This is a genomic window from Aureibaculum marinum (assembly GCF_003813905.1).
Lineage (GTDB): Bacteria > Bacteroidota > Bacteroidia > Flavobacteriales > Flavobacteriaceae > Aureibaculum > Aureibaculum marinum.
The window spans coordinates 16361-41554 of the sequence record NZ_RPFJ01000011.1 but is presented as its reverse complement, the minus strand read 5'-3'; the positions used below and the strand labels follow the sequence as shown (position 1 = coordinate 41554).

Below are 25194 nucleotides of genomic sequence, written 5' to 3'. Positions count from 1 at the left end.
ATAGATTTGCTCTATCAAATGTGATAAAATGAAAATTAATAACACTTGGCAAGCCTATTTTTACTTCTTTTATTTTTTTAAGATGAAGCGAGGCTTTGTAGGTGTTTTTGAATAAGAAATTATAAACACAATCATATAAAAGCCTCGTTAATTCGAGGCTTTTTTTATGAGCTGATTTAAACTTTTACCAAGTTGAAATCTTTGGTGGTTAAACGTAAAATTATACAAATTTTATTGAAGCCAATTGTTTTTATTAGGTGTGAAAGACTAATTCAGTTCTAAGATAATTTAAAATGAACATAGCAATTCAAGGAATATTAGGATCTTTCCATCACATTGTGGCAAATCAGTATTTTGGTGATACTATTAAATTAACTGAATGTTTGTCATTTGATGAAATGCCTCGATTAATAAATTCAAACCAAGTGGATGGTGCTGTAATGGCTATAGAAAATACATTGGCGGGTTCAATTTTGTCTAATTATGCTTTAATCAATGAATTTGATTTAAAAATACAAGGAGAGGTGCATTTGCCTATCCAACATAATTTAATGGCACTTGAAGGACAATTATTATCAGATATTAAAGAAGTATGGTCACATCCAATGGCAATATTACAATGTAGAAAATTCTTTAGAGATTATCCAGAAATAAGATTGGTAGAAGCAGCAGATACGGCAGAAGTTGCAAAGCAAATTAGAGAAAAGCAATTGATGGGTATTGCGGCCATTGCAAGTAAAAAAGCAGCAGAAATTTTTGGTTTAAATATTATAGAAAGTAAAATACAAACTAGAAAACAGAATTATACACGTTTTTTCGTGTTAAAGAAAAATAATGGAAATATTGTAATTCCCAAAGTTATAAATAAAGCGTCGTTACGATTTGTAACGCATCATCAAACAGGAAGTTTGTCTGATGTTTTGCGTATTTTTGCCAACTTCAATATGAATTTATCTAAAATACAATCGCTTCCCATTATTGATGATCCTTGGAATTATGCTTTTTTTGTTGATGTTATTTTTGATAATTATCAACAGTTTCAAAATGCAATTGAAAAGGTTAAAGAAAATGTTAGTGAACTAAAAATATTAGGCGAATATCAACAAAGTAAACGTAAATATGCCAGCTAAAGCCAACAGATTAAATAGTGTTCAAGAGTATTACTTTTCTAAGAAGTTAAGGGAAGTTCGTCAGCTTAAAGCAAGTGGAAAACCCATTATTAATATTGGAATAGGAAGTCCTGATTTGGATCCTCCTCTTACGGTGCTTAGAGCAATGGAGGTTGCATTAGAACAAAACAATATTCATGGTTATCAGAGTTACCAAGGGTTGCCAGAGTTTAGAGCAGCAATTTCTAATTTTTATAACAAGTATTATAGTGTTGATGTAAATCCTGAAAATGAAATATTGCCGTTAATGGGTTCTAAAGAAGGGATTATGCATATTTCAATGGCCTTTTTAGATTCTGGAGATCAGGTTTTGATTCCTAATCCAGGGTACCCAACATATACATCAGTTACAAAACTATTGGAAGCAGAACCTATATTTTATGATTTGAACGATAAAAATGGTTGGTTTCCTGACATAGAAGAGTTAGAAAAAACTGATTTGTCAAAGGTAAAATTAATGTGGATTAACTATCCTCATATGCCAACAGGTAAAAATGCAACAATAACATTATATAAAAATTTGATTGCTTTTGCTCAAAAGCATGATATTTTATTAATAAATGATAATCCATATAGCTTTATCTTAAATGATAATCCGCAAAGTATTTTAAGTGTTGAAGGAGCTAAAAATGTAGCACTTGAATTAAATTCACTTAGTAAAACTTTTAATATGGCAGGATGGAGAGTAGGTATGTTATTGGGGGCATCAAGTAATATTGAAACTGTATTAAAAGTAAAAAGCAATATGGACTCTGGAATGTTTTATGGCATTCAACAAGGTGCAATTGCAGCATTACAATCTGACAGTAATTGGTTTGATAACTTAAATGTTGTATATAAAAAACGAAGAAATATTGCTTGGAAAATTGCTGATGTTCTAGGATGTTCTTATGATGAAGAAGCTTCTGGGCTATTTGTTTGGGCAAAATTACCGAATGGGCAAAAAGCAGAAGAAAAAGCAGATGATCTCTTGTATAAATATAATGTTTTTTTGGCACCAGGAACTATTTTTGGAACAAATGGAGAAGGGTATATTAGGTTGTCTCTTTGTGTTGCAGAAGAAGTATTAAATGAAGTTTTACAACGTATTTTAATTGATCAGAATTAATGGAAAAAATAGTTGTAATTGGATTAGGTTTAATAGGAGGCTCCTTGGCAATTGACCTAAAGAAAAATAGAGGGAGTCAAATTATAGGTTTAGATAAAAATAAAAATCATACTCAAAAAGCCTTAGAGCTTGGTATTATCGATAAAATAGGAACTGAAAATGATATTGCCGAAGCTAATGTTGTTATTGTTGCCGTTCCGGCAGATGCAATTCCTACTGTAACAAATAAGGTTTTGAATGGTGTTGATAAAAACACATTAGTTTTTGATGTTGGTTCAGTAAAAGGACCGGTTTGTGATCAAATTAAAAATCATGCAAATAGGAAAAATTATGTAGCGGTACATCCTATTGCAGGAACTGAATTTTCAGGTCCAGAGGCTGCTTTTAGTGGATTATTTACAAATAAAATCAATATTATTTGTGATAAAGATAAATCCGGTAAAAAAATATTGGAAAAAACATTACAAATTTTTGATGAATTACAAATGAGAACTACGTTTATGAATGCCGATGAACATGATAAACACATTGCTTATGTATCACATTTATCACATATTAGTTCGTTTATGTTAGGTAAAACGGTACTAGAAATTGAGCCGAATGAGCATAATATTTTTAATATGGCAGGGAGTGGATTCAGATCAACGGTAAGGTTGGCAAAAAGTTCGCCAGCGATGTGGACTCCAATTTTTTTACAGAATAAAAAAAATGTATTAAAGTCATTAAACGAATACATTAAAAATCTTGAAACCTTTAAAAATTTGATTGAAGAAGGTTCAGATGAAAAGGTTTATAGTATAATGGAGAATACAAATAGAATAAAAAACATACTAGACGGTATTGTTAAGTAGGTAAGTGATTAAAAATCAGTAACAAATAATAAACAGAAATAAGAACAAAATACACAGTAGTATTTATTAGCAAACAGAAAAATTATGGAAACAAAGGACTTCTCAACATGGTTAAAAAAGATGGAATTAAGCCATCCATTAGTAATTGCTGGCCCATGTAGTGCAGAAACAGAAGAGCAAGTGTTAAAAATAGCTCATCAACTAAAAGAAACAGATGCTACCGTTTTTAGAGCGGGTGTTTGGAAACCAAGAACACGCCCTGGTAATTTTGAGGGTAATGGCGTAAAGGCATTACCATGGATGGCAAAAGTAAAAAAAGAAACAGGAATGTTAACCACTGTTGAGATTGCTAATGCAGAACATGCAAAATTGGCATTAGAATTTGATATTGATATCATCTGGATTGGTGCAAGAACTACTGTAAATCCATTTGCAGTTCAGGAAATTGCTGATGCTTTAAGGGGAACAGATAAGATTGTATTGGTAAAAAACCCTATTAATCCTGATTTGGAATTGTGGATTGGTGCTATTGAACGTTTGCACACTATGGGTATTGAAAATTTAGGAGCTATTCATAGAGGTTTTTCTTCTTTTAAGAAAACAAAATATAGAAATACACCACAATGGCAAATTCCAATTGCGTTGAAACAAAGATTTCCAACATTGCCTATTATTAATGATCCTTCTCATATTTGTGGTGAAAGAACTGGTATTTTTGATGTATGTCAAACTTCTCTAGATTTAAAATTTGAAGGATTAATGATAGAAACTCATTTTGATCCTGACAATGCTTGGAGTGATGCAAAACAACAAATTACACCGGCAAGATTAAAAGAAATTACTGAACAGCTTAAAGTTCGTAAAGATAGAGTTGAAGAAAAAGATTCTTTAGAAAAATTGAATAATCTTAGAGCTCAAATTAATGAATTGGATAAACAATTAATTGATTTATTAGGTGATAGAATGGATGTCGTAAAAGAAATTGGTAAGGTTAAAAAAGAAAGTAATGTTGCCATTTTACAACGTAGTCGATGGTCAGAAGTAATTCAAGGAGTAATTAAAGAAGGAGCCCAACATGGATTAAGTCAAGAATTTATTGAAAAGATATTCAAATCTATTCATCAAGAGTCTATTGATCATCAAGAAAAAATTATAAAAGGTTAATATTTAGTTTTATAATTTTTAAATTGAATTTATAAATCCCACATAGTTTTAAACTATGTGGGGTTTTTTATAACTACAATAGTATTTTTAGTAATTTTATTCAAAATTTATGGGTTTTAAATCATCACATATTTTAGTTGTTCGTCTCTCAGCAATGGGAGATGTAGCAATGGTAGTACCGGTAATTAGAGCTTTGATAAAGCAATACCCTAATATTAAAATAACCATGGTCTCTAGAGCTTTTCTAAAACCATTATTTGAAGATATTCCAAATGTTAATTTTTATACTGCAGATGTTAAAGATAAACATAAAGGCATTAAGGGATTATTTAAATTAAGTAAAGAGCTAAAGCAATTAAAGCCCAATGCAATTGCAGATTTACATGATGTGCTGCGATCAAAAGTATTACGATTTTTTCTTCTTGGAATAAAAAATGCTGTAATTGATAAAGGTAGAGCAGAAAAAAAAGCGTTAACACGTGCTGAGAATAAGATTTTTAAACAACTAAAAACCTCACACCAACGTTATGCAGATGTATTTGAAAAATTAGGTTATCCAATCGATTTATCAAGCCCTATTTTTCCTGAAAAAGAAAAATTAACACAAAAAACAACCAATTTAATAGGTTTAGACCATAAAAAATGGATTGGAATTGCTCCTTTTGCACAACATAATGGAAAAATGTATCCACTAGATTTAATAGAAAATGTAATTGATAAGTTGACAATAACAAACAATTATAAGGTATTACTATTTGGTGGAGGAGAGAAGGAAGTAAAGGTTTTAAGCAATCTAGAAAAACGTTATGCAAATACAATTTCTGTAGCCGGAAAATTAAATTTTAAAGAAGAATTGGCACTGATTTCCAATTTAGATGTTATGGTAAGCATGGATTCAGCCAACGGACATTTATCGGCTATGCAAGGTGTTAAAACAATTACCATTTGGGGCGTTACTCATCCCTATGCAGGCTTTGCACCTTTTAATCAACCAAATGAATATCAAATTTTACCAAATTTAGATAAATATCCGAAACTACCTTGTTCTATTTATGGGAATAAAATTTTTGATGGCTATGAAGATGTGATGCGTAGCATTAACCCTCAAACAGTGATACGTAAAATTGAGGAAGTTGTTTAGAAGATTGGGTAATCTTTTATGGAATAATAGTTGATAGTCTATTTTTTATGATTAAAAAAAGTGCAAGTATTATTCTGTTAGTTATACTTTTTTCATTCAAAAAAGAAAAAGTATCACAAAATCTCTTGAGTATTGCTATAATACCAACATTAGAACAGGATAGAATAAACCCAGACGGACATACACTTAAAACTAGATTTAATCCGCCAAATGGGTATAAAAGAGATTCTCTTCAAAAAGATTCATTCGGTTATTTTCTGCAAAACTATCCATTAAAAAAGCACGGCAAGCAAGTTCGGCTTTATAATGGTAATTTAAAGAACCGACAAGATGTGCATGCTGCTATTTTTGATATAAATGTTGGTAAACGAAATTTACAACAATGTGCAGATGCTGCAATTCGATTGCGTGCCGACTATCTCTATCAGCAAAAGAAATACGATAGTATACATTTTAATTTTACCAATGGTTTTAATGCGAAGTATAACAAATGGCGAAGTGGACAGCGAATTTCAGTTAAAGGAAATACGGTCAGTTGGTATAGCGGAGCTGAACAGAGTAATTCAAGAGCGACTTTTGATAAATACTTAACAATGGTTTTTAGCTATGCAGGAACCTTATCTTTAGAAAAGGAGATGAAGAAAATTGATGTAGAAGATTTACAAATAGGCGATGTTTTTATACAAGGAGGTAATCCGGGGCATGCTGTTGTAGTTGTTGATGTTGTTAAAAATGATAACGGGAAAAAGCTATTCTTGTTAGCTCAGAGCTATATGCCGGCACAGGAAATTCATGTGTTAAAGAATTTTAATAATACAAGTATTTCTCCATGGTATGATGCTGAATACTTGCAATACTTGTACACTCCAGAGTGGAATTTTACTAAAAAAAATTTAAGAAGGTTCTATTAAATATTGTGGTTTTATTTTTTTAAGAATTTATTTCACTTCAGGCAACTATTTTAAATTTCACTGCGTCTATATAAATAGAAATTATAATCATTGAAAATTATACCATTTTATACTAACGAAAAGCAATTGATTAAAAAAGCTGCTGCTGAAAATAGGCAAGCACAGCGGCTGTTGTACGAAAAACACGCACCAAAAATGTTAAGTGTTTGTAGACAGTATATTAATGATTTTCAATTTGCAGAAGATGTAATGGTAAATGGATTTGTAAAAGTGTTTAAGCATTTAAAATCATTTAAACATGAAGGTAGTTTTGAAGGGTGGATAAGGAAAATAATGGTAAGGGAATCCATTTCTCACCTCAGAAAGCAACAATTTGTGGTATATGATGATGATATTATTGATCGTAATAATGAGGTTGACTCGTATACTTCTGAATTAGATGTGGCTCATATTCAACTTTTAATAGATGAGTTGCCAACAGGGTATAAAACAGTATTTATTTTACATATTGTAGAAGGTTACAAGCATCAAGAGATTGCAAAAATGTTAGATATCTCAGAAAGTACCTCGAAGTCACAATTGTTTAAAGCTAGGAAAATGCTTCAGAAAAAATTGAAGCAACAAAAAATTATAGGTTATGGAACTAAATAAATTTGAACAACATATAAAAAAGGAATTAAACCAGCGAGAAATTCAGCCATCAGATAACGCTTGGGATAAAATTTCTAAAAGGTTAGACTCTCCTAAAAAGAAAAAAAAATCAAGCTATTTGTGGTTAGGAATCGCCGCTAGTTTTGCTGGGTTACTTATTATATCAACTATATATTTTAATTATGATACAACTCGTACTGATGATACTAATATTTTGGTTAAAACTAATAAAGAAAATATTGAAACCATAGAAAATGAATCAAAACCGTTACTAGAAAAAACTCAAGAAGTTAAGGTAGCTACTATAGAAATAGATAAAGGAAAGACAAATTCAAAGGTTAATGAAAATGAAGAGGTTGAAAAACCGGGAAAAGTAATTGATCAATCTCTAAAAAATGATACAAATACTATTGCATTGGTTCAACCTACATTGGAAGTTAACATTGAAACAAATGCGATTAATAAAGAAGAATTGTTACAACAAAAAATTGCCGAAGTAGTAGCTAAAGTTGACCAATTAGAACAAAATGAAAAGACCTTAACAGATGTAGAAGTGGACTCTTTAATATTGCAAGCTCAAAAGGAAATTCTTCAAAACAAATTATTTAGACAAGATCATTCTGTTGATGCTATGGCTTTGTTGAATGAAGTTGAAGGAGAATTAGAAAGACCTTTGAAAGACAAACTTTTCGACTTGCTTAAAAAAGGAATGTTAGAAACAAAAAATGCCCTTGCCGATTCAAATTAATAATTTATAAAATTTACAAAATTGCACGAGCATGATAACGCAGTATTATCTATAAAAAGATGGTTTGCGAACTGCGTGTGAACATAAAAAGCGATAAAAATAAACACATGAAAAAAAGTATCTATATAATAGGTTTGCTAATGGTATTTAGCACCCTAAATTTAAATGCACAAGAAAAGGCTAACTCTAAAATTGACAGTCTGAAAAATGAAAAAAGTCGTGTAATGGACGAAGAAAAAGCCATTCTCAAACGAAAAGTTGAAAATATTAATAAAGTTCTAAAAAATAAAGAAATAAGTCTTGAAGAAGCAAATATTTTAAAAGAGAATGCAGCCAAAATTCATGCTATTAATATTGAACATAAAATTGCTTTGATTGACAATAAAATAGATCTTTTAAAACGAAATAATGGTAATAGTAAATTGGTCGAAACCATAATTGATTCTAAATCAGGAGGTGCAACAGCCATAATTGGTTTTGGTGATACTGATAATAATAGCACTCTCTTCGGAGTAAGTATAAAACATAGAAGCCCCAAAAAAATAAAATATGATAATAGAACCTCATCGGCTTTAATTGTTGCATTTGGTCTTAACAATGCATTGATAGACAATCAGTCTTTAGATGATTCTCCATATAAAGTAGGAGGGAGCCGCTTTTTTGAATTGGGTTGGCAGTGGCAAACGAGGGTGTTTAAAAACTCTAATTTTTTAAGATTCAATTATGGACTATCATTACAGTTTAACGGTTTAAAGCCAAAGAATAATCAATACTTTGTAAGTAAAGATGGTCAAACAGAGTTACAAGAATTTGATTATGATTTAAAAAAATCAAAATTACGCATGGATAATTTGGTATTTCCTGTTCATTTTGAATTTGGTCCTTCAAAAGTTAAAAAGACTGAAAAAAGTATTAGATATTCTACATATAAAAAGTTTAAGTTCGGAATTGGTGGTTATGGTGGATTTAACTTAGGTACGCGTCAAAAATTAAAATACAAAATAGATGGAGAAAAGATAAAAGATAAAATAAAAAGAGAGTATAACACACCTAACTTTGTTTATGGACTAAGCACTTATGTTGGTTTTGGTGATACCACGTTATATTTAAAGTATGATTTAAATCCTATCTTTAAAGATGCTCTTGTAGAGCAACAAAATATTTCATTAGGTCTTCGTTTTCAATTATAAAATTAATATAAAATAAAAAACCTCCACTAAGGAGGTTTTTTATTTTATATTCTTTCTAATTTAGTCTTCAGAAGGAATACGTAATACTTGTCCTGGATAAATTTTATCAGGATCAGACAACATTGGTTTATTTGCTTCAAATATTACAGGGTACTTCATAGCGTTACCATAATATTTTTTTGCAATTTTACTTAAAGAATCTCCACTAACAACAGTGTGAAATTGTGCTTCAGGCTCTTGAACGGCAGTAGTCATTCTGTCGTCAACACTTGCAATACCTTCAGTATTTCCTACTACTAAAACTACTTTTTCTCGTGTAGCTTGATTTTCAGCTTCACCATAAACAGTAGCTGTATCACCATCAACAGAAATATTTAAATCAGTTACACCAAAGCCAAGAGCTTCAACAGCATTAACCAATTTTTCAGCTTTTTCATGAGCCAATTCTGCAGCTTTCGCAGCATCTTCAGCAGCCTCTTCTTCTGTAGTTTTTCCGATGCCAAATACTTTTGCACCAGCATCTTTAATAAATGAAAATAATCCCATAATTTATTATTTAGTTTTTTATGTTATAGACCGTGAAGATACGATATTTTTAAAAAATTGTTAAGAATTCCAAAATTATTATCACTTAAAAATTCGGTTTAAAAGTGTATTTTTGTGTAAAGACCATTTTATGATAATTCACAATTTTGAAAAGAACAATAGTGTTTTAAACCAATTTATTTCTGAATTAAGGGATGTTAATATTCAAAAAGACAGCATGAGGTTTCGTAGAAACATAGAACGTGTTGGTGAAATTCTCTCCTATGAGTTGAGTAAAACTTTAGAATTTACTTCAAAAAATGTTCAAACACCATTAGGTGATAAGAAAGTTTCTGTATTAAATGATGATTTAATTTTATGTTCTATTTTACGAGCTGGTTTTCCTTTGCATCAGGGTATATTAAATTATTTTGACAAAGCAGAAAATGCTTTTGTTTCTGCATACAGGCATCATCCAAAAGGTAAAGATAATTTTGAAGTTATAGTTAATTATTTGGCCTCACCTGCATTAAATGATAAAATTTTAGTTTTAGCTGATCCAATGCTGGCTACTGGTAAAACCTTAGAAAATGTACTTAAAGGTTTCGAAAATCATGGTACGCCAAAACAAATTCATATTATTTCTGTAATTGGTTCTACAGAAGGTGTAGCATATGCAGAAAAGGTTTTTCCTGAAAATACACATTTGTGGATTGCTACTATTGACCATCAATTAAATGCTAGAGGTTATATTGTACCTGGTTTAGGTGATGCTGGCGATTTATGTTATGGTGAAAAGTTATAAAAAATAGGTTATAATTGCTATTAGAGAAAATAGATATAAAAAGACTTCTTTAAACCATTTCTCCTTTACAACTTGAAGATAATTGGTGAAAATTATTGCAGAAGGAAAAAATAAAAATATAAACTCAGAACCATCTTTTATAGGAGCTGGTATGATAACCAGAATACTTATAATTAAATGAGCAAGTAAAAGATACCAAGTGTTTTTTAAATCAGTATTAAAGCTAACTATTCTAATAGTTGTGGGTATTATTACCCATATTAAAAACCCTAAGAGTAGAGCTATAGGAGCTAATAAATTTAAAGCATTATATTCAGTAAATATAAAGTTATAGTTAAAATCAAGCTCAAATGTTGTAAACTTATCTATCAATAAGAGATAAGACACATATATAATAAAAGGGGTTGCAAAGCCTACTAATGGAATAATTACATTTCTTATGGTTCTTTTGTTAAAGTTAGCAATTGCAACATATGGTAATGCCAGATAGAATATAGACCAAGGATATATTAAAGTTGCAATACCAATATAAAAAGAGCTGTCAAATAATTTTTCTTTAGGAGTTTTAATGGTTCTTAAGCTGTAAAGTCTTCGGAATGCCAATAATAGAATGAAATGTAATAGTATAAAATTGGTTTTTTCAATACTCTTTGGAAACATTGTCATAAAAAGTACTACTAAAAGTAAATCATAAGCATTATCTTTTATTAATCCATTTTTTTTGGTAATAAACTGAATTAGAAATAGCGTTAGCATTAAAAGTAAAAGCACTGCTATTTTTTTAATAAAAAAAATGAAGTTGAAATCAGCAGCTGTTGTAGTAAAAATAGAAACTAATACAACCAAAGATGTTATAATAAAAATGGATAAAGTGGTAGCTGGAGCTGATTTATTAAAAAAATTCGCAATCATTGGTAATATTTCATATTTTTGCCCTGTAAATATACTTAAGTTATGATTGCAAACAATATTTTTAGAGCTATTGGCGATTTTTTTACAAATGTTTTATTTGTACCATATGATTATTTTAGGTTTATGGACAGTGGTTGGTGGTCATCTAATATTATAAATACTGTTTTTGTTTCATTGGGTTTCATTGCTGCTTTTTATTGGCTTGGGCAAATGGTTAAACACCAAAGAGAAAATAGTCTTTAATAAAAACAAATTTTGGGAAGTAAAAATAAATTGAAACGCTTCCGCGAGAATGAAACGTTTAAAAATGTTTTACAACCTTCGCGAAAAGAAATTTTTGATGGGTTTCATTTAAAATCGAAATGGAATACTTTTTTTAAAAACAATAATCCTATTGTTTTAGAGTTAGGTTGCGGCAAGGGTGAATACACTGTTGCATTAGCTAAGCAAAATCCACAAATAAATTATATTGGTGTAGATATAAAAGGAGCTCGTTTTTGGCGAGGAGCTAAAACAGCTTTAGAAGAAAAGCTTGATAATGTTGCTTTTCTTCGTACTCAAATAGAATTGATTGATTTATGTTTCGCTGTTAATGAGGTTAATGAAATTTGGATTACTTTTCCTGATCCTCAAATCAAATTTAAGAGGATGAAACATCGATTGACAAATCCAGATTTTTTAAAAAAATACCAACAGATTCTTAATGATGAAGGCGTTATACACCTAAAAACTGATAGTGAATTTTTGCATGGATATACATTAGGATTGTTACAAGAAGGTAATCATGAGATTATATATGCTCATCATGATATTTACAACAATAACCATAGTCCGTTAGAAGTTACACAAATTCAAACATTTTATGAAAATCAGTTTTTAGAACAGAATAAAGCTATTACTTATATTAAATTTAGGACGTTTTATAACTAATATTGTTTTAGTAATTATTATTTTTCTATATGAATGATGATAACTTTTTTAAAAAGGTTTATAAAGTAGTAAGGAAAATTCCCTACGGTAGAGTTACGTCTTATGGTGCAATAGCGAAATATTTAGGTGCAGCAAAATCAGCAAGAATGGTAGGGTGGGCTATGAATGCATGCCACTTAGATGAGTCGATTCCAGCTCATAGAGTAGTTAATAGAAATGGGATTCTGACGGGAAAACACCATTTTAATGGAATTAATCTAATGGAGCAACTATTAGTTAACGAGGGAATTAGAGTTAAGGACTCTAAAATTATTAACTTTGAAGAGGTTTTTTGGAATCCATGCGATTAATTTTTAAAAGGAAACAATATTTTTACTAAATTTAAGTTTTATTAGTTGTTTTAAATAATGCTATTGCATAATTTTTACTAAATTGCGACCCAAAAGGGAGAGTACATGAAACTATCTTATAAATTATTTACATTAATTATACTTTTTTCCATGCCAAAAGCTTTCGCTCAACTTGAGCTAAGTAATGAGTTTGGTATTACTGCAGGACCTGTTATTATGCAAACTGACTATGGTGAAAGACATCACTTACCAAGTAGTACACCTACTAGTTTTGGTTTAGCTGCTGTTCACTATTTAAGTTTTTACGGTAGTAATTATAACTGGAGAAATGGAGCAAGTTATTTTTCAGATCACTTTAAGTTAAAAACAGAAGTGTCTTATTATTTTAATAATAGCTTAGAGCATAAGGGACGTTACGTTGCAGATGGCTCAAGAAATTCTGAGTTAGCAGAACTTAGAGCAATGAAAGGAAAGACAAAATCCTTAAATATTGGTACTGCTTTAGAATATTATTTTAAGAATTTAGAAGATTATGGTCTTTTATTTAATGATGATGATAGGTTTGCTCCATATATTAGTGTTGGTATTCAATACAACATGTTTAACCCTGAATTAACTTCAGATTTAGGAGATTGGACAACGAACCCTTCTGTTTTACCTGAAAAATGGCAAGACCAAGTGTATGTGGGTAAACAAGATGGTTTTTCTATGACGATGAGTGCTGGGACACGTTATAAATTAGATAATTTCGATTTAGTTCTAGATGGTCGTTGGCAATATTTCTTTACAGATAAATATGATGGTCTAGATTCTAAAAAAGATGCTTCTAGTAAATTTAACGATACCTTAATTTATTTTAGTATTGGTGTTGTTTTTGATATGGAAATTTTTGGTAGTAAATACTATTAACCTAACGCACTTTCTAAATCATTTATTAAATCTTCAATAGCTTCAATACCCACACTTAATCTAATTAAGTTGGTTGTTATGCCTATTTTTTCTCTTTCTTTTGCAGGAATAGAGGCATGTGTCATCGTTTCGGGATGATTTACTAAACTTTCTACTCCACCTAAGGATTCGGCTAATGTAAATAGCTTAAAACTTTCTAATACCTTAAATGTAGCATCTTTACTATTATTTTTTAATTTGAAAGATACCATTCCTCCAAAACTTTTCATTTGCTGTTTTGCTACCATATAATTTTTACTATTCTCTAAACCAGGATAGTACACTTTTTCTACTTTAGGATGTGAAGCTAAATAATTAGCAATAGCTAATCCATTTTCGCTATGGCGTTGCATTCTTAAATGTAGGGTTTTTATGCCTCTTAAAGCTAAAAAACTATCTTGTGGTCCAGCTATTGCTCCTGCTGCAAATTGAATAAAATGTATTTGTTCAGCTAGCTCTTCGTTTTTAACCATTAAAGCTCCCATAACTAAATCTGAATGACCTCCTAAGTACTTGGTAGCAGAATGCATTACAATATCAGCACCTAAATCTAAAGGTTGTTGTATATAAGGAGTGGCAAATGTATTGTCAACAGCAACAAGAATAGTTTTATCAAAAGCCTTAACATTTTTTGAAATTTGCTCAATATCTGCAATTTTCATTAATGGATTGGTGGGGGTTTCGAGCCAAATAAGTTTAGTATTTTTATTGATGTATTTTGTCACATTTGAAGCGTCTTCCATGTTTACAAAATGGAATTTTAATCCATATTTTTCAAATAATTTAGTAAACATTCGGTAAGAACCTCCATATAAGTCATCACCAGTAATTATTTCATCCCCAGGATTTAATAGCTTTAAAACACAATCTATTGCTGCTAGCCCTGAAGAGAAAGCAAATCCATGAGTGCCATTTTCAATAGCGGCAAAATTATTTTCTAAAGCTGTTCGTGTAGGATTAGCGGCTCTTGAATATTCGTACCCTTGATGTTTTCCAGGGCTGCTCTGTGCATAAGTAGAAGTTTGGTATATTGGAGGCATTACAGCTCCTGTAGAGGGGTCTGGATGTTGACCGCCATGTATAGTTTTAGTATTGAATTTCATTGTAATTTTCTGTTATTTAATTGATTTAAGATTAACCAAAGATAGTATTCATGTTCGGTTTTCTATTTATAAATATTTAAAAACTAAAATTACACTAATTTTTTTAATGCCATAATGTATCCTAAATGAATTCCTTCATGAAAGTTATTAAATTCAATAGCATCTGAGATTGAATTTAAAGTTACGTTAGCACTGGTTGTATAAGGTGTATATGTTTTAAAAATAGTTGTTTTAAAGTCTTCTTCAAATTTATCTATGATAGCTAAAAATTGTTTTTTTATTTGTAAAAATTCTTTCTCGGTAATTGGCTCTTCTGGGGCAGTTCCTTTTTTATATTTTTCTATCATTTTTTCAGTAACATGTAAAGGAATATTTGAAAACTGATAACAAAGTAACTGCTGTGTCACTATAAGATGACCTATGTTCCAAGCAATGTTATTTTTAAAACCTTTAGGTATTTTATTTACTTGCTCTAAAGTACAGTCATTAATAATTTTTAAGATTAAAATTCTGTTTGACCTCAAAATGTCAAATTGTTTATTCATATTGTTTATTTTAGCGTGAAATTAAGGGTTTAAAATTTAAATTCATTAAAATGAAAAAAATATATTTTCTTAAAACTTGTGATACTTGTCGAAGAATTTTAAAAGAAATTGATACTAAAGAGTTTACGCTTCAAGAAATTAAAACTGACCCCATCACCGTTTCTCAATTGGAAGAGATGTATACCTTAACCAATAGTTATGAAGCTTTATTTAATAAGCGTTCAAAAAAATATACGGCAATGGATTTAAAAAATCAGTCTTTATCCGAGAAAGATTATAAACAGTTAATTTTAGATGAATACACATTTTTAAAACGTCCTGTAATACTAATTAACGATAAAATTTATGTTGGAAATTCAAAAAAAACAATTGAAGCATTAAAGAAAGATCTTCAATAATTATTTTTTTGCATACAACATTGGGTTTAGCTCATCATCATTATACATTTTCATTTGCTTATATACTTTCATAAATTTTTTACCCTGTGAAATGTCATTTAACAACTCGTCAATAGCAGTAGTTAAATCTTTTCGTTGTTCTAATAAAACCCCTAATTTAGTTTTGCAATTTGCTCTATGCTCATCAGAAGCTGATGCTCTATTAGCTTCTTCTTTCATATGATAGATTTTTAATGCTAAGATAGATAAACGATCAATTGCCCATGCTGGACTTTCAGTATTAATAGTAGCATTAGGTTGAATAGTAACATCTTTATATTTATTTAAATAATAACTATCAATATATTCAACCATATCGGTTCTATCTTGATTTGATGCGTCAATTTTTCGTTTTAAAGTTAATGCTTCTTCTGGATTAATGTCTGGTAAGCGAATTATGTCTTCGTAATGCCACTGTACTGTATCAATCCAGCATTTTCTGTATAATAAATGCTCTAAGGAGTTTTTGTTATAAGGATTTGTAAAAGGTTGATCAACGCTATCTTCTATATGGTATTTGTCAATAACACCATCAAATAAATTGTTAAATTCTTGTGCTTTCATTTATTAAGAAAATTTTCTTTCAATAATATTAATTAATCGGGTTTCATATTCTTCTTTTCCAGTCCAATCATATTCAGGTTTAATTTGATTGTAGATAAAATCTTTTGCTTCTTTCTCTGATTTAAAGGTGTTTAACTGAGATAAGACCCTATTAAAATCTGCTTGGCTAAAATTAAATAAGTTCTTTACAAAAGCAATTCTATCATTTAGGCCTACTTGTATAGTTTTATTAAATAGTTTGTCATTCAATGTTTTTCTTTCTTTAGGTTCATCATCATCGTCAAATAAAGTTGAGGTTTTATCAGCAGAAACAGAATCTCTAAATTCTTCTTTAGAGCTTATTTGGTTGGCTTTTAACCCTTTAATGTCAATTTTTACTTTGTCAAAAGTGGGTTCAAACAAATTTTTTTCTTCTATAGGTTTCTTTTCTTCAATTGGCTTTACTTCTGTTTGTACAGAAGGTTTTACAATAGAATTGGGCTTTGTATTTATAGTTACTGTTTTTAGCTTTTTCTCAATTTTAGCTTGAACCTCGGCAATTATATCTTCTTTTGATTTTTGGAGATTGGGAGTTGTTACCAGATAATCATCAACAAAAGCAAGTACAGAAAGTTTTTCGTAAATCAATCTTGCCTTTTCTTGCAAGGCTAAAACTTCATCTTTATTTTTCATTTGTAAAATGCTATGGGCTAGGCTCACTAGCTCCGCTTCAAGTTTTTTGTGCATAAAATGATAATTTTATTTATGTTGTCGGACTATTTTTTAATAGATTTGTTTTGATTCTATAATCACAAAACAAAGTTATAATCTTTCAACGTTTAAAATTACAAAATGTTTCTCGAAAATACAGTAAATCAAGCAGAACAATTTGGTTGGATTGAGGTTATTTGTGGTTCTATGTTTTCGGGTAAAACAGAAGAACTTATACGAAGACTTAAACGAGCTCAATTTGCTAAACAAAAAGTTGAAATTTTTAAGCCAACTATTGATAACCGTTATGATGAAGAAAATGTAGTTTCTCATGATGCCAATGAAATTCGTTCAACACCAGTTCCGGCGGCAGCAAACATTAGAATATTAGCTAATGATGTTGATGTAGTGGGTATAGATGAAGCACAATTTTTTGACGATGAAATTGTATCTGTATGTAATGATTTGGCAAATAGAGGAGTGCGAGTTATTGTAGCGGGTTTAGATATGGATTTTAAAGGAAATCCTTTTGGTCCAATGCCTGCACTAATGGCTACTGCTGAGTATGTTACCAAAGTGCATGCGGTATGTACAAAAACGGGAAATTTAGCCCATTATAGTCATAGAAAAATAAAGAATGAGAATGTGGTTTTTTTAGGAGAAACAGAAGAATATGAACCATTAAGTAGGGCTGCGTATTATAAAGAAATGTTAAAAGAAAAGGTAAAAAATATGGATGTAAAAGACGCTGAAAGTATTTCCTCTAAATTAAAAGAATAAATGACAGGGACACAACAAACGGTTTTAGAAATTAACCTAAACGCACTTCAGCATAATTTCGAGTATATTAAATCAAAACTGAATCAAAATACAAAAACATTAGCCGTAGTAAAGGCTTTTGCTTATGGAACTGAACCCAGTAGTATTGCAAAACATTTAGAAAAACTAAAAGTAGATTATTTTGCAGTTGCTTATGCTAAAGAAGGTGTAGTTTTACGAGAAGCTGGAATTAAAACACCTATTTTAGTATTACACCCTCAAATTATTGATTTTAAAACAGTAATAAATTATTGTTTAGAACCTAATTTGTATAGTAAAAGAGTGCTAACAGCCTTTATAGATTTAGCACAAGCATTGGGGTTAAATAATTACCCGATACATCTTAAATTTAATACAGGCTTAAATAGACTAGGGTTTGTTGAAAATGATGTTGATTTAATATTTAAGTATTTATCAAAAACTTCAGTTGTTAAAATTGCTTCTGTTTTTTCACATTTGGTTGCTAGTGAAGATTTATCGGAAAGAGATTTTTCAAACAATCAAATTGAGATTTTTAAAAGTATTATTAAAAGAATAACATTGAAATTAAATTATCGTCCATTGTTTCACATGGCAAATACTTCAGGGATATTAAATTATCCAGAAGCACATTTTGATATGGTTAGAATAGGAATTAGTCTTTATGGTTTTGCTAATGAGGCAAAATTTACTAAGCAATTAAAAAATGTTGCTTCTTTAAAATCTATTATTTCTCAAATTCATACAATAGAGAAAGGAGAAACGGTTGGCTATAACAGAGCGTTTAAAGCAGAAAAAAAAATTAGAACAGCAACCATACCAATTGGTCATGCTGATGGTATTTATAGAGCTTTTGGTAATGGTAAAGGATATGTAACCATTAATGGTTTCAAAGCACCCTTTATTGGTAATGTTTGCATGGATATGTTAATGGTTAATGTCAGTGATATTAATTGTAAAGAAGGAGATGAAGTAATCATTTTTGATAATCAAGAAATGATATGTGATTTTGCAGATGCCATTAACTCTATTCCTTATGAAATTTTAACAGCAATTTCGCAACGTGTAAAAAGAATAGTTAAGTAAATGTTAATTTTTGTATATTAGCGGCCTAATAACCTATAAAATAAAACTAAAATGTTAAAAGAATTTAAGGATTTTATTATGACAGGTAATGTCATAGATTTGGCTGTAGCTGTTATACTAGCAGGAGCTGTAGGCTTAGTTGTAAACGGTTTTGTGTCAGATATTATGATGCCTATCGTTGGTAACTTTGCAGGAGGCGTTGATTTTGCCGATTTAAAATATGTATTATCACCAGCAGAAATTGCAGCTGACGGAACAGTAAGCAAACCAGAAAATGCAGTAATGTATGGTAGATGGATTAATTCAATAATTAATTTAATTATTGTAGGATTTGTTTTATTTATGATTGTAAAAGCTTACAATAAAACAAAAACTCCGCCAGCACCAGCAGCACCAGCAGGTCCTTCTCAAGAAGACTTATTAGCTGAAATTAGAGATTTATTGAAAAATAAGTAAGATATTAATTGAAATAACCAAAATCAATAACCCTGAAAACTCGAGTTGAAAAACTCGAGTTTTTTGCTTTAGAAGGATATAAACACGTAACCCCTTTTTGTTTTTTTATAGTATTTACCTCCCCAAGTGTAATATTTTCGTCCTTTTACATAAACAACTTTTTTATATTGAGGTGCTCTTTTAATAATTAAGGTTTTAGTGTGACTAGGTCTAACTGTAGTAGTACAAGAATTACTAAATAATAAAATAATAAGGCCTAATACAATGGTTTGTGCTTTTTTCATAATCGTTTTAGCTTTTTTAAATTTTGACTAAAAGATTAAATAAAGGTTTAAATCATTTAGGTTTTTTAAGTGTGTATGTTTCTGCAATGGTAAGGTTTTCTTGAGCAGAATGAAGCAATACTAATTTATCGCCAATATTTACACTACCTCGTTTAATTACTTTAAAATAGACTCCAGACTTTGTTGAATTCCAAAAGTGCTTTATGATAGATTGATTGTTAAATCTTATTCCTAATTTATAGCAAGGTAATCGAGGTTGTGTTACTTGTATTTGGGCTTCTCCTAATTGATAAATTTCACCAATATGTATTTGGGTTTCATTGAGATGTTTAAGCGTTATATTTTCGCCAAAAATACCATGTTTCCAATCTAAATTTGGATACAAATTTTTAAAATAGTGATAATGATTTTCTCCGTATATATAAACGGCTTTATTAATTCCACCATGATTATTTTTATCTACAATGGTGTCATTTTTTACATTTTCAGTATTTAAAAAGATGGGTGTTTTTACAGGGTATTTAAAAATACCTGTTTCAACGGTTTTATTTTTCCATTGAATAGTTTTCTTTGTTCCGATATTTAAAGATATAACTTTCAATGGTATTATTAATTAAAGAAATTAATTGTTTAATGAATTATTTTTTAAAAACTTCCAATTGACTCGCTATTTTTCTGTCATTTGACAGTCTTGGTATTTTATTTTGCCCACCTAATTTCCCTATAGATTTCATATAATTTTGAAAACCGTCTTTTTGTATTTCGGTAACCTTAAGTGTTTGCAGAATATTTCCTGTTATTAAATCATAATAATATGAATTTTGTTGTTGCATACTAGCATCTATTTTCGCACAAAAATCATTCATGTTTGAGGGTTTATTTTCAAATTCTATAAACCATTCGTGATAAGGTAATCCATTTTCTGGATTCGTTTGAGGAGCTACAGTAAATTCATTTACAACAATATCAGTACCTTTAATAGCATTTTGCAAGGCTTGTTCAACCTCTTTAGCAATAACATGTTCGCCAAAAGCAGAAATAAAATGTTTTATTCTTCCGGTAACTATTATTCTGTGTGGTTTAAGAGAGGTAAATTTAATAGTATCACCAATATTGTAAGCCCACAAGCCAGCATTGGTAGAAATTATCATTACATAGTTTACTCCTAATTCTACATCTGCAATGGTTATACGTTTTGCGTCTTCATTAAAAAATTCATCAGCCTTAATAAATTCGTAAAAAATACCATTGTTTAATAAGAGTAACATTCCTAATTCATTTTGCTTATCTTGGAATGCAAAAAAACCTTCAGAAGCAGGAAAAAGTTCTATAGAATCTACCTTTTTCCCCATCATGTTTTCAAACTTATTTCTATAAGGCTCATAATTTACACCACCATAAACGAACAAATTAAAATTTGGAAATATTTCACAAATAGGTTTGTTTGTTTTTGCTATTAATTTTTCAAAATACATTTGTACCCAAGAAGGAATACCGCTAATAAGAGTCATGTCCTCTTTTATAGTTTCTTCAACAATAGCATCAACTTTTGTCTCCCAATCGTCTATGCAATTGGTGTCCCATGATGGCATCCTATTTTTTTGTAAATAATTAGGCACATAATGTGCTACAATTCCTGAAAGTCGACCTGTTTTGATACCGTTTTTCTTATCAATAATAGGACTACCTTGTAAGAAAATCATTTTACCATTAACAAAATTGGAATTACCAGTTTCAGCAATATACATTAATAGAGCATTGCGAGCTGCTTTAATATGAAAAGGCATAGACTCTTTAGTTAATGGAATATATTTAGCACCTGAAGTTGTACCTGAAGTTTTTGCAAAATAAAGTGGCTTTCCTTGCCAAAGCACATCAGATTTTCCTTGTAAAATTTGCTCGATATAAGGTTTGAATGCTTCATAATCTCTGACAGGAACTCTTGTTTTAAAGTCGTTATAAGAATTTATAGTTTCAAAATTATGATCTTTACCAAATTTAGTATTTATGGCTTGGGCTATTAGTTTTTTAAAGACTTTTTCTTGGGTTTCTTCAGGTTTGTTAGCCCATTTATACGTTTGTTTTTGAATACGTTTAGCAATTGGTTTAGCTAAAATAGATTTGATGCTCATTATTTAAAATCTATAAAGTTTAAGGGGTCTACAGGGAAACCATCATTCCATAATTCAAAATGTAAGTGGGGACCTGTAGATAATTCTCCGGTAGAGCCTGCATTTGCGATAGCTTCACCAGATTCTACAAAGTCGCCTTGTTCTTTATGTAATGAAGAATTATGCTTATAAACAGATAAAAATCCTTTAGCATGTTCTATAATAATTACAAAACCAGTATCTGCTGTAAAACCAGAAAAAATAACGGTTCCATCGGCAACTGCTTTTACAGGAGAATCTTTTTCAACTGCAATATCTATTGCATAGTGTTTTTCTTCAGGGTTAAAAACATCTGTAATTTTACCTGAAATTGGTGCAAAAAAAACCAAATCTGTTTTTTTGGTTGCTTTTTCAAAAACACTAAATCTATCTTCACGCTCTACTTCTTCTCTAAACATAGAATCAACAGGAGAGATTGTTTTATCTAAATTTATTTCCTCAGTTTTTGAATGTAAATGTTCTTCAATAGAATCTTTATTTATAGTAAAATCTTTCACCTTACCAGTGAGAACTTGTTGAATATTTTGGAGATATACATCATTAACTGCCAATTTTTGTTCTAAAGAATCTACTTTGTAAACTAAATCAGTTGCTTTTTTCTTTAAGGCAGTTGATGAGTAACCTGGAATATATTCTTTAAGAGGTGTAAATGCGATTAAAAATATGGTTGACCCAACTAGTAATACTGAAAATAAAGAGCTTAAAATTAGTACATTAAGTCGGTTTAGTTTAAAAGAAAAACGTTCTTCAAAAGTGTCTTCGTTTAATACCACAAAGCGATATTTAAACGTTAGTTTTTCTTTAATCTTCGTTTTATTTACCTTTTGTTTTGCCATGTAGAAAAAACAAATATACGACTGTTTTTTGAGTTAGAAATGCTTTGCAAAAGCACAAATTAATAATTTATTGTTAATTGTCTATAGAATTTTTTCTAATTCTATAGAAAACTTTGTTAAGAATTAATCATATGATCTTTTACGGATATTTGCTAAAAATATCAATTTTTAAACGGCTTCTTTTTGATGTAAAAGTCGAGTTAACTTTATAGACAAATCTAATAGAATTATTTTAGCATTGCCATTACGTTCTATATGGTAAATAGCATCATTCATTTCATTTGTAATGTCTAAAATATTACCGCTGTGTATAAATGGAGCAAATTTTGCCAAATCAAAACTTGGAGTGTATGGTTTAATATAAATAAGAGAATCAGCCGTATAATTTTTTAGTAGTGCTTGTCTGAAAAACTGTAAGCAGTAGTTCAAAAAACTTTTTTGAATTTCTCTATTGTTACTAGCAATAGTTTCGCTCCAAGTAATAAGGTCTTGAATTACAGAAGCGTTTCCTTTAGCTTTAAAAGCAGTGCGAATCCAAAGAATAAACCATTGTTCAAATTGTTCATCCTTGTTAGAATTATTTAAAATATGAATTGCTTTGTTCCAGTTGCCATCAGCTTGATGTGCAATTTTTACAGCTTCGTTTTCTGTTATCTGTTGTTTAGCCATTAAAGCGTTTTTAATATGGTTTTCACTTAATGGTTTTAAGGTTATAATTTGACAACGAGATAAAATCGTATTAATAATTTGCTCTTGATTTTCAGTAATTAATAATAAAATGGTTTTATTTGGAGGTTCTTCTATTAGTTTTAATAATTTGTTAGAAGCTGTATTATTTAATTTTTCCGCCATCCAAATTATCATCACTTTATAACCACCTTCGTAAGATTTTAACGTTAATTTTTTTACAATCGCTTCAGCTTCATCTACACCTATTTGTCCTTGTTTGTTTTCAATCCCTAATTGAGCATACCAATTTAATAAATCACCGTAAGGATTTTCTTTTACAAATTTTCTCCATTCATCTAAAAACAAATCGCTCACAGGATGTTTTTTTACTTTATCTGTAGAGGCTACTGGAAAGGCAAAATGTAAATCTGCGTGACTTAAATTATTTACTTTAATATTACAAGCTTGGTCGCCATTTTGATTTTCGCCATCTTGGTTGTTGCATAAAATATATTGAGCATAAGCAATTGCTAGGGGTAAAGCACCTGTCCCTTTTGGAGCAACAAAAAGTTGAGCATGGGGTATTCTTCCGCTTTTAACACTATAAATAAGCTGTTTTTTTACTGTTTCTTGATCTATAATGTCTGAAAAAAGCATTTATTTTTTAATAATTTTAAAAGTTTTAGATCCGCCGGTAATCTTGTTGCCAATATTAAGAAAATACATTCCTTTTGACAAAAAATGTAAATCTAAATTTTCAGAAAAGTCATCTTTTTCCACTATTTTTTGTCCTAATTGATTAAAAACGGAAATGTAATAATTGTCTTTTTCTAAAGCGAAGCCTGAAATTTTTATATCATTTTCAAATGGATTTGGAGACACGGCAACACTTTTTAGCTTTTCATCATCTATACCTAAGGTGGTGTTAATTTCAAAGCTGTGATTTACAACTTTGCCTTCATACCTTACTTCTAATCGATAAGTGCCTATAGTTGCTAGGTTAGATAATTTTCTACCCCAGTAAGAATGTGTAGAATTGGTTGTAAAACTTTCAGACCAATTAGCAATTAATATATTGTTTGGGTCAAAAACTCTATAATATGCTAATGTATTTTCCAATTGATCTTTAAAATATGCAATCATGTAAATGTCAGAATTTGGCAAAAATTTATTTTGGATGTTTGTGGTTTCATCCTCAGGACATGTAGATAAATTTGGCACATCACTATGGGTTAGAACTGCATTAATTTGAGGTTCTGTATAATCAGGTTGTTCTTTCCACCATGATGTAATATTGTTACAAGAACCACTAAAAGGGTCAATTAAATTATTATTATTATCATAAACTTCAAAATGTAAATGAGGGCCTGTTGAATTTCCAGAGCTACCTACTATACCTAAATACTCTCCTTCTTCTACCGTGTCTCCAACAGATTTTGAAGTTAAGCTTCCATTTTTAAGATGACCATACCATGTTACACTACCATCACTATGTTGCAGGTAAATGGCATTCCAAGGATTACTATTAGAGCTACAACTTTTGTCAAATTGACCATCAGACTTGGTTATAATTGTTCCAGGAGCTGCTGCCACAACCTCTGCTATATTGTTTTCCATTTGATCCCAAAAAAAAGGCCATGTAAAAATATCTGTACCAGCATGATTGTATCCATCATCTGTGTCATACGTACGAGTGCCACAATTATAATCTTGCAAATTGTTTGGAGTTGAAGCATTATGGTCTACATAATTAGAAATTGCCCATACTTCATTGTAAGTTGACGATGAAGATTTTTTGACAGGCCAAATAAAAGTAGGGGATTGTGCTGTTGATTTCTTTACAGAAAGCTTACCTTGCTTTTTTAAATTATTAATGTTTATTTGAATCTTTTTCTGAATTATTTCCTTTGCTTCTTGGGTAATACAACTAGAGTTATTGGGATTGAACTTTAAATCTTTGCCAAAAGTTTCGCTTATGGTTATTTGTGAAAAACTTAACACAGGAAACATAAATAATACGAACAAGGATCTTTTCATGATTGGTTGGGTTGATGTAAAAGACAAAAACAAATGTAACTAATTTTAAATATAATTTTATTAACTTTTCATGTTACGAATTATATTTATATTTACAAATTAATTAGTTTGGGTT

At 30.0% G+C, this 25194-nt stretch carries 30 protein-coding genes; 18 read left to right on the top strand and 12 right to left on the bottom strand.

The features are described 5' to 3' along the window. Positions 1-293: 293 nt before the first annotated feature. The 9 genes from EGM88_RS08775 (at position 294) to EGM88_RS08735 (ending at position 8933) form a co-directional block, all read left to right on the top strand. Positions 294-1130 (top strand): prephenate dehydratase, encoded by an 837-nt coding sequence (locus EGM88_RS08775; RefSeq protein ID WP_123897614.1) that lies wholly within the window; start codon positions 294-296, stop codon positions 1128-1130. Then, positions 1120-2277 (top strand): pyridoxal phosphate-dependent aminotransferase, encoded by a 1158-nt coding sequence (locus EGM88_RS08770; RefSeq protein ID WP_123897611.1) that lies wholly within the window; start codon positions 1120-1122, stop codon positions 2275-2277. Before EGM88_RS08775 ends, EGM88_RS08770 begins: the two co-directional genes overlap by 11 nt. Next, a complete protein-coding gene (locus EGM88_RS08765; protein WP_123897609.1) occupies positions 2277-3128 on the top strand; it encodes a prephenate dehydrogenase in 852 nt (283 codons plus the stop codon). Before EGM88_RS08770 ends, EGM88_RS08765 begins: the two co-directional genes overlap by 1 nt. An 84-nt stretch (positions 3129-3212) precedes the next feature. Next, positions 3213-4292 (top strand): bifunctional 3-deoxy-7-phosphoheptulonate synthase/chorismate mutase type II, encoded by a 1080-nt coding sequence (locus EGM88_RS08760; protein WP_123897608.1) that lies wholly within the window; start codon positions 3213-3215, stop codon positions 4290-4292. Positions 4293-4401: 109 nt separating this feature from the next. Then, on the top strand, positions 4402-5433 hold the full coding sequence (locus tag EGM88_RS08755) for a glycosyltransferase family 9 protein (protein ID WP_123897606.1): 1032 nt from the start codon (positions 4402-4404) through the stop codon (positions 5431-5433). A gap of 47 nt (positions 5434-5480) precedes the next feature. Then, complete coding sequence (locus EGM88_RS08750) at positions 5481-6344, top strand: DUF4846 domain-containing protein (RefSeq protein WP_123897604.1); 864 nt, start codon at positions 5481-5483, stop codon at positions 6342-6344. Positions 6345-6434: 90 nt separating this feature from the next. Beyond that, positions 6435-6995, top strand: a complete 561-nt coding sequence (locus EGM88_RS08745; RefSeq protein WP_123897603.1) for an RNA polymerase sigma factor — start codon at positions 6435-6437, stop codon at positions 6993-6995. Beyond that, complete coding sequence (locus EGM88_RS08740) at positions 6982-7743, top strand: hypothetical protein (RefSeq protein WP_123897601.1); 762 nt, start codon at positions 6982-6984, stop codon at positions 7741-7743. Before EGM88_RS08745 ends, EGM88_RS08740 begins: the two co-directional genes overlap by 14 nt. Positions 7744-7850: 107 nt before the next feature. Further along, positions 7851-8933: a porin family protein gene (locus EGM88_RS08735; RefSeq protein WP_123897599.1), complete on the top strand. Its 1083-nt coding sequence runs from the start codon at positions 7851-7853 to the stop codon at positions 8931-8933. A gap of 60 nt (positions 8934-8993) precedes the next feature. Here EGM88_RS08735 and lysM read toward each other — a convergent pair whose 3' ends face one another. Further along, positions 8994-9479 (bottom strand): peptidoglycan-binding protein LysM, encoded by a 486-nt coding sequence (lysM, locus tag EGM88_RS08730; RefSeq protein ID WP_123897597.1) that lies wholly within the window; start codon positions 9477-9479, stop codon positions 8994-8996. A gap of 130 nt (positions 9480-9609) precedes the next feature. Here lysM and upp point away from each other — a divergent pair, with 130 nt between their 5' ends. Continuing rightward, positions 9610-10263 (top strand): uracil phosphoribosyltransferase, encoded by a 654-nt coding sequence (upp, locus tag EGM88_RS08725; RefSeq protein ID WP_123897596.1) that lies wholly within the window; start codon positions 9610-9612, stop codon positions 10261-10263. Here upp and EGM88_RS08720 read toward each other — a convergent pair. Next, a complete protein-coding gene (locus EGM88_RS08720) occupies positions 10258-11175 on the bottom strand; it encodes a DUF6427 family protein (protein ID WP_123897595.1) in 918 nt (305 codons plus the stop codon). The genes upp and EGM88_RS08720 overlap by 6 nt on opposite strands. Before the next feature lie 42 nt (positions 11176-11217). Between EGM88_RS08720 and EGM88_RS08715 the strand changes: the two genes are divergently transcribed. From EGM88_RS08715 to EGM88_RS08700, 4 genes are all read left to right on the top strand, one after another. Then, entirely contained in the window at positions 11218-11418 is a 201-nt protein-coding gene (locus tag EGM88_RS08715; RefSeq protein ID WP_123897594.1) for a DUF6341 family protein, read from the top strand. Positions 11419-11430: 12 nt separating this feature from the next. Then, positions 11431-12105 (top strand): tRNA (guanosine(46)-N7)-methyltransferase TrmB, encoded by a 675-nt coding sequence (gene trmB, locus EGM88_RS08710; protein ID WP_123897593.1) that lies wholly within the window; start codon positions 11431-11433, stop codon positions 12103-12105. 29 nt (positions 12106-12134) lie between these two features. Continuing rightward, a complete protein-coding gene (locus tag EGM88_RS08705) occupies positions 12135-12455 on the top strand; it encodes an MGMT family protein (protein WP_123897592.1) in 321 nt (106 codons plus the stop codon). A 105-nt stretch (positions 12456-12560) separates the two neighbouring features. After that, positions 12561-13364, top strand: a complete 804-nt coding sequence (locus tag EGM88_RS08700) for a THC0290_0291 family protein (RefSeq protein ID WP_449374876.1) — start codon at positions 12561-12563, stop codon at positions 13362-13364. Here EGM88_RS08700 and EGM88_RS08695 read toward each other — a convergent pair. Continuing rightward, on the bottom strand, positions 13361-14506 hold the full coding sequence (locus EGM88_RS08695) for a cystathionine gamma-synthase (protein ID WP_123897590.1): 1146 nt from the start codon (positions 14504-14506) through the stop codon (positions 13361-13363). The genes EGM88_RS08700 and EGM88_RS08695 overlap by 4 nt on opposite strands. 89 nt (positions 14507-14595) lie before the next feature. Further along, entirely contained in the window at positions 14596-15051 is a 456-nt protein-coding gene (locus EGM88_RS08690) for a DinB family protein (protein WP_123897589.1), read from the bottom strand. Positions 15052-15101: 50 nt separating this feature from the next. Here EGM88_RS08690 and EGM88_RS08685 point away from each other — a divergent pair, with 50 nt between their 5' ends. Next, positions 15102-15449, top strand: coding sequence for an arsenate reductase family protein (locus EGM88_RS08685; RefSeq protein ID WP_123897588.1), 348 nt, complete (start codon positions 15102-15104; stop codon positions 15447-15449). Here EGM88_RS08685 and EGM88_RS08680 read toward each other — a convergent pair whose 3' ends face one another. Both EGM88_RS08680 and EGM88_RS08675 read right to left on the bottom strand, forming a co-directional pair. Continuing rightward, positions 15450-16052, bottom strand: a complete 603-nt coding sequence (locus EGM88_RS08680; RefSeq protein ID WP_123897587.1) for a DUF4254 domain-containing protein — start codon at positions 16050-16052, stop codon at positions 15450-15452. It abuts the gene before it with no gap. Between the two features lie 3 nt (positions 16053-16055). Then, positions 16056-16778 carry a hypothetical protein gene (locus tag EGM88_RS08675; RefSeq protein WP_123897586.1) on the bottom strand — a complete coding sequence of 241 codons (723 nt, stop codon included), beginning with the start codon at positions 16776-16778 and terminating at the stop codon, positions 16056-16058. Between the two features lie 105 nt (positions 16779-16883). Between EGM88_RS08675 and EGM88_RS08670 the strand changes: the two genes are divergently transcribed. The 3 genes from EGM88_RS08670 to mscL are packed head-to-tail and all read left to right on the top strand — an operon-like array spanning position 16884 to position 19082. Next, on the top strand, positions 16884-17522 hold the full coding sequence (locus tag EGM88_RS08670; protein ID WP_123897585.1) for a thymidine kinase: 639 nt from the start codon (positions 16884-16886) through the stop codon (positions 17520-17522). After that, entirely contained in the window at positions 17523-18626 is a 1104-nt protein-coding gene (gene alr / locus EGM88_RS08665) for an alanine racemase (protein WP_123897584.1), read from the top strand. A gap of 51 nt (positions 18627-18677) precedes the next feature. Next, entirely contained in the window at positions 18678-19082 is a 405-nt protein-coding gene (gene mscL / locus EGM88_RS08660) for a large conductance mechanosensitive channel protein MscL (protein WP_123897583.1), read from the top strand. Positions 19083-19150: 68 nt separating this feature from the next. Here the strand turns inward: mscL and EGM88_RS08655 are convergent, their stop codons facing one another. The 6 genes from EGM88_RS08655 to EGM88_RS08630 form a co-directional block, all read right to left on the bottom strand. Further along, positions 19151-19366: a hypothetical protein gene (locus tag EGM88_RS08655; RefSeq protein ID WP_123897582.1), complete on the bottom strand. Its 216-nt coding sequence runs from the start codon at positions 19364-19366 to the stop codon at positions 19151-19153. 52 nt (positions 19367-19418) lie between these two features. Then, on the bottom strand, positions 19419-19967 hold the full coding sequence (locus tag EGM88_RS08650; protein ID WP_123897581.1) for an MOSC domain-containing protein: 549 nt from the start codon (positions 19965-19967) through the stop codon (positions 19419-19421). A gap of 37 nt (positions 19968-20004) precedes the next feature. Beyond that, complete coding sequence (locus EGM88_RS08645) at positions 20005-21498, bottom strand: GH3 auxin-responsive promoter family protein (protein ID WP_123897580.1); 1494 nt, start codon at positions 21496-21498, stop codon at positions 20005-20007. Beyond that, on the bottom strand, positions 21498-22373 hold the full coding sequence (locus EGM88_RS08640) for a M23 family metallopeptidase (protein ID WP_123897579.1): 876 nt from the start codon (positions 22371-22373) through the stop codon (positions 21498-21500). The genes EGM88_RS08645 and EGM88_RS08640 overlap by 1 nt, the downstream gene beginning before the upstream one ends. Positions 22374-22541: 168 nt before the next feature. After that, complete coding sequence (locus EGM88_RS08635) at positions 22542-23699, bottom strand: DNA polymerase III subunit (protein WP_123897578.1); 1158 nt, start codon at positions 23697-23699, stop codon at positions 22542-22544. Continuing rightward, entirely contained in the window at positions 23700-25079 is a 1380-nt protein-coding gene (locus EGM88_RS08630; protein WP_123897577.1) for a peptidoglycan DD-metalloendopeptidase family protein, read from the bottom strand. Positions 25080-25194: the final 115 nt, after the last annotated feature.

Coding starts and splice junctions, on each gene's coding strand:
- EGM88_RS08775 (WP_123897614.1), top strand. CDS start 294: ATGAACATAGCAATTCAAGGAATATTAGGATCTTTCCATCACATTGTG.
- EGM88_RS08770 (WP_123897611.1), top strand. CDS start 1,120: ATGCCAGCTAAAGCCAACAGATTAAATAGTGTTCAAGAGTATTACTTT.
- EGM88_RS08765 (WP_123897609.1), top strand. CDS start 2,277: ATGGAAAAAATAGTTGTAATTGGATTAGGTTTAATAGGAGGCTCCTTG.
- EGM88_RS08760 (WP_123897608.1), top strand. CDS start 3,213: ATGGAAACAAAGGACTTCTCAACATGGTTAAAAAAGATGGAATTAAGC.
- EGM88_RS08755 (WP_123897606.1), top strand. CDS start 4,402: ATGGGTTTTAAATCATCACATATTTTAGTTGTTCGTCTCTCAGCAATG.
- EGM88_RS08750 (WP_123897604.1), top strand. CDS start 5,481: ATGATTAAAAAAAGTGCAAGTATTATTCTGTTAGTTATACTTTTTTCA.
- EGM88_RS08740 (WP_123897601.1), top strand. CDS start 6,982: ATGGAACTAAATAAATTTGAACAACATATAAAAAAGGAATTAAACCAG.
- EGM88_RS08735 (WP_123897599.1), top strand. CDS start 7,851: ATGAAAAAAAGTATCTATATAATAGGTTTGCTAATGGTATTTAGCACC.
- lysM (WP_123897597.1), bottom strand. CDS start 9,479: ATGGGATTATTTTCATTTATTAAAGATGCTGGTGCAAAAGTATTTGGC.
- upp (WP_123897596.1), top strand. CDS start 9,610: ATGATAATTCACAATTTTGAAAAGAACAATAGTGTTTTAAACCAATTT.
- EGM88_RS08720 (WP_123897595.1), bottom strand. CDS start 11,175: ATGATTGCGAATTTTTTTAATAAATCAGCTCCAGCTACCACTTTATCC.
- EGM88_RS08715 (WP_123897594.1), top strand. CDS start 11,218: ATGATTGCAAACAATATTTTTAGAGCTATTGGCGATTTTTTTACAAAT.
- EGM88_RS08705 (WP_123897592.1), top strand. CDS start 12,135: ATGAATGATGATAACTTTTTTAAAAAGGTTTATAAAGTAGTAAGGAAA.
- EGM88_RS08700 (WP_449374876.1), top strand. CDS start 12,561: ATGAAACTATCTTATAAATTATTTACATTAATTATACTTTTTTCCATG.
- EGM88_RS08695 (WP_123897590.1), bottom strand. CDS start 14,506: ATGAAATTCAATACTAAAACTATACATGGCGGTCAACATCCAGACCCC.
- EGM88_RS08690 (WP_123897589.1), bottom strand. CDS start 15,051: ATGAATAAACAATTTGACATTTTGAGGTCAAACAGAATTTTAATCTTA.
- EGM88_RS08685 (WP_123897588.1), top strand. CDS start 15,102: ATGAAAAAAATATATTTTCTTAAAACTTGTGATACTTGTCGAAGAATT.
- EGM88_RS08680 (WP_123897587.1), bottom strand. CDS start 16,052: ATGAAAGCACAAGAATTTAACAATTTATTTGATGGTGTTATTGACAAA.
- EGM88_RS08675 (WP_123897586.1), bottom strand. CDS start 16,778: ATGCACAAAAAACTTGAAGCGGAGCTAGTGAGCCTAGCCCATAGCATT.
- EGM88_RS08670 (WP_123897585.1), top strand. CDS start 16,884: ATGTTTCTCGAAAATACAGTAAATCAAGCAGAACAATTTGGTTGGATT.
- alr (WP_123897584.1), top strand. CDS start 17,523: ATGACAGGGACACAACAAACGGTTTTAGAAATTAACCTAAACGCACTT.
- mscL (WP_123897583.1), top strand. CDS start 18,678: ATGTTAAAAGAATTTAAGGATTTTATTATGACAGGTAATGTCATAGAT.
- EGM88_RS08655 (WP_123897582.1), bottom strand. CDS start 19,366: ATGAAAAAAGCACAAACCATTGTATTAGGCCTTATTATTTTATTATTT.
- EGM88_RS08645 (WP_123897580.1), bottom strand. CDS start 21,498: ATGAGCATCAAATCTATTTTAGCTAAACCAATTGCTAAACGTATTCAA.
- EGM88_RS08640 (WP_123897579.1), bottom strand. CDS start 22,373: ATGGCAAAACAAAAGGTAAATAAAACGAAGATTAAAGAAAAACTAACG.
- EGM88_RS08635 (WP_123897578.1), bottom strand. CDS start 23,699: ATGCTTTTTTCAGACATTATAGATCAAGAAACAGTAAAAAAACAGCTT.
- EGM88_RS08630 (WP_123897577.1), bottom strand. CDS start 25,079: ATGAAAAGATCCTTGTTCGTATTATTTATGTTTCCTGTGTTAAGTTTT.